The sequence below is a fragment of the Streptococcus sp. DFI.7.26 genome (genome assembly GCF_022240605.1).
Lineage (GTDB): Bacteria > Bacillota > Bacilli > Lactobacillales > Streptococcaceae > Streptococcus > Streptococcus xiaochunlingii.
This window is the reverse complement of the sequence record NZ_JAKOGN010000023.1, coordinates 1-2,996: the sequence shown is the minus strand read 5'-3', so window position 1 is coordinate 2,996 and position 2,996 is coordinate 1. Positions and strand designations below refer to the sequence as shown.

Sequence of the window (2,996 nt, the reverse complement as noted above, 5' to 3'; positions counted from 1 at the left end):
TATAAACCTATTTGAGTGCTTTGTATAGTGATAATAAATTGTTATCGGTAGGAGATAGCGAATATGACAAATAAAAAAATAAGAGTATTTTTAAGCAGACCTAATCCATTTACAGAGAATCAAAATTTATTTATTAAAGAATTGATTAAATTTTTAAGACGACACAATATTGAATGTGTAACATTACAAGCTGCTGAGTATACTCCTTACGAAGTCATGAATTCGTTGAGTGAGATGATACAAAGGAGTTACGGAATTATAATTGTTGCATTTGGTCAGACATTTATTTCTAGTGGAACCAGAAAAATGGGAGCTGAGGATAATCCAGACTTCTTTGCATCCAAAGAGACCCACTTAAAGAATAAGTGGGTTACAAGTGTTTATTGTCATATTGAAGGGATTTTAGCGTTAACTTATAATCTTCCAATGCTATCTATTCCTCAAGAAAGTTTAACTGAAGAAGGGATTTTAAAGAAGGGAGAATATTCTATAACATCACCTGAATTCTCATTAGAAACAAAAGAAAATATATTAATGTACTTGCAATCAGAAGGGTTTCAAAAAAGTTTTCATGTATGGAAAAACCTTCTTGATGATAAGTATAACTTTATCAAAGGAGGGGAAATAAACTATTAATTACCATTTACAATTGCAGTTTTAATCCTCTGGAGATCCTCACTTAACATAATACTACCTTCATTAATTGTTTTTTTCTGTCGTTCAGTTAAACCCTCAATATCATTAATAGGTTTTGAAAGAAGGCCTGAAATCAGCATTAGATCCTCTTGATTGGAAAGAAACCAAATGTCGTCATATTCACTAGATTTACGATGTATTTTTTCTAAAGATCCTAAAATAGTTTTTGCTGTATAAACAGATGTATAGTAGAACTCCTTTAAAACTTCAACATCTTTCTCAACTAAGGCTATTTTTAACAGGTTAGCACAGTAATTCCTTGCACAATAAATATTTCTATCTTCAAAATTCATGCCTAACCTATAGTAATTAATTGCAGACATTAAGTCACTCCTATTCTTTGTAATATAAAATATACGTAAGAAAATAGCTCCATAAATACCTAATAACTTATGATATGTTGTGGTGTTTATATCTATATATTTACTAATATTTTGCTGTGCCATTTTTAAATTTGCTAGCGAAGATTCATTTTTCTTATAGGATGATAGTAAATAGCCTGCCAAAATTTCTTCATCAATATATCCACTTTCTAAAATTTGCTGAAATATTTCTTCTGCCTCAGGATACTTTTCTGAATTCTTGAGTTCCGTGGCTTGATCATAAAGTTCAGCTATTGACTTGTCTAATGCTTCTTCACTTTGAATTTCAGTTTTATCGATTAAATCGTTAATTATTACACGGTATAGAGCAGATTCAAAGGCTGGACTATCAGTAAATGTCTCATCTGACTTTATAGCGGAATCAATATATTCAGAAAGCAGTTTTTTCACCTTGTTAACTTCATCCACTTCGTTTAACTTATCAGAATCATATCTGATTTGAGGTAAGTGTGCAATATCAAAAAAGCTAATCTTAGCTGTGTGATGATCACACAGTATAATGGTTGATTTGGGTTTCATAGCATGACGTAGACCTAACTCATAGATAGCATTTTGGTTTAAAGTAGTAATATCTGCAATTACAATATCTGCTTTTAATATACCTTCGATAAATGTTTTCGTTATACTCTGTGTACTGAAAACTTCATCAGCTCTAAAGTGGTTTTTACCATGAACAGAAACTAATTCTTTTTCTAAAATTGTTGGCTTAATTAGATTATTATAGACTTGATTCAAGTCCACTTCTATATTTGTATTAGGAATTTTTTTAGTATTAAACCCCATAACTACAAAACAACTGGTCATTTCTCAACTTTCCTCCCGATAACAATTTATTATCACTAGTATACCATAAAGTCATTTTTAGTAGCTTGATTTGTATAATGGTTTTTTTAGTTAGAATTAAATGTTATTGGTCAACTATAAAGTAAAATACTGTTTTGAAATTATATCTAATACTTTTGAGTCAATTACAAACTTACAACAACTCGAGAATTGTGTAGTTTGAAGGAAATAAGTACAAGTTTATTAGAAATGTAGCATTTTATATGATTATCAAGAAAAATTCTAATTTTAGAATTATATTTTCTATTAGTTCAGAATCTGTTTTTATTTTTAAATGTTATAATAGTGTTATCAAGTAAAAAGAGCATGCTATAATTGGTAACAATATAAAATTCTACGAAAGACACATGGCCTGACAAAAACAGATTTGCTCGAATTGTATAAATTTTACGCAATAGCCCTTAGCTGTTATAAAAACGGAACAAGTACTATTTCAACTATTTGCTAGGAATTCATAGAAGATGTGTCTATGTTTCAAAAATAGATCAAGGTTAAGCTTCTGTCACTCTTCAATAATGCCTTTTTGGGTAATAGAGTAGGGTTGAGGAAGAGATGTAGAAGGTGGGACAGGAATGGTTGTGTGAATTAGTTTCAGGTAATGGAGATAAGAAATGAAGTTAACAAAAGTAATTATTAATAATTTTAGATCATTCGGTGAAAGTCAAATTATTGAATTAAACAATCAAACTGTACTGATTGGGAATAATAGTTCGGGAAAAACAACTGTATTACAAGCATTGAGTAAGCTGTTTTCGGACAAACAAAATGATAGAATAATAAAAAAAAGTGATTTTCACCTTCCAAAAGGTTCAAGGCCCGGAGAAAATACTAGAAACCTCTTTATAGAAACTATTTTTGAGTTTGATGAACTTGATGGAACTCCCTATAGTCAAGCAATTCCATCGTTTTTCGAACACTTTACAGTTTCTAAAGATGGTGCCAAACCATTTCTACGAATCAGGTTAGAATCTTCTTGGGAAGATGATGGAACAGTTGAAGGAAGTATTGATACTCAATTCTATTATATTTCATCTGATGAAGATACTATTAGAGATGAAGACAAACATCGTGCTC

Annotated in this window: 3 protein-coding genes; 2 read left to right on the top strand and 1 reads right to left on the bottom strand. The window is 30.2% G+C overall.

Annotation, left to right across the window (positions count from 1 at the left end; all coding sequences use genetic code 11):
- The first annotated feature begins 63 nt into the window (after positions 1 to 63).
- Entirely contained in the window at positions 64 to 636 is a 573-nt protein-coding gene (locus L0M85_RS09575) for a hypothetical protein (protein ID WP_000182496.1), read from the top strand.
- Here the strand turns inward: L0M85_RS09575 and L0M85_RS09570 are convergent.
- Positions 633 to 1,883, bottom strand: a complete 1,251-nt coding sequence (locus L0M85_RS09570) for a hypothetical protein (protein WP_000199793.1) — start codon at positions 1,881 to 1,883, stop codon at positions 633 to 635. The genes L0M85_RS09575 and L0M85_RS09570 overlap by 4 nt on opposite strands.
- A gap of 650 nt (positions 1,884 to 2,533) precedes the next feature.
- Here L0M85_RS09570 and L0M85_RS09565 point away from each other — a divergent pair.
- On the top strand, positions 2,534 to 2,996 hold a 463-nt coding region (locus L0M85_RS09565), incomplete at its 3' end, for an AAA family ATPase (RefSeq protein ID WP_238656923.1).

What these genes read in the sequence shown, in the direction of transcription:
- L0M85_RS09575 (WP_000182496.1), top strand. Translation starts at nt 64, where the DNA reads ATGACAAATAAAAAAATAAGAGTATTTTTAAGCAGACCTAATCCATTT.
- L0M85_RS09570 (WP_000199793.1), bottom strand. Translation starts at nt 1,883, where the DNA reads ATGACCAGTTGTTTTGTAGTTATGGGGTTTAATACTAAAAAAATTCCT.